1 pseudogene is annotated in these 357 nt (G+C 51.5%); it reads right to left on the bottom strand.

Going from position 1 to position 357, the window contains the following annotated elements:
• Window positions 1–357, bottom strand: a pseudogene (locus G5B11_RS18875) (hypothetical protein); the annotation flags it as partial.

The raw sequence follows: 357 nt of genomic DNA, 5'->3' as shown, positions 1-357 counted from the left end.
ACTTATCGCTGCACAGCTCATACCGCTGGCTCTTTGCCAGAAAATATTTTCCACAGACCTTGCACCGCCGGAAGCAAAGCCCCCAGTCATTCAGCCTGTTCAGATAATAGGTAATCAACGGGTAGAGGGACGCATAGGCAGACACACATTCTTCTGTGCGCCGGTTGTCCGGGAACCAGAGGTCAAGCCGGGTATCTTCTGACGGTGCGCCTTTGAAATAAAGGCTGCCAGCTTGAAATTGTTTCGGTTTTCCTGTCTCCCTGTCAAAGCTCATGGTTTCGTTTTGGAATACCCCGGTCAGTCTGCTCATTTTATCCATGAAGCGGTCACAGGCAGCGTTACGGTCACGGGGTTCTC

Origin of the sequence: Blautia glucerasea, from assembly GCF_013304385.1 — a bacterium.
Lineage (GTDB): Bacteria > Bacillota > Clostridia > Lachnospirales > Lachnospiraceae > Blautia_A > Blautia_A ammoniilytica.
The sequence above is the reverse complement of the archived record's forward strand: the minus strand, read 5'-3'. Positions and strand labels throughout refer to the sequence as shown.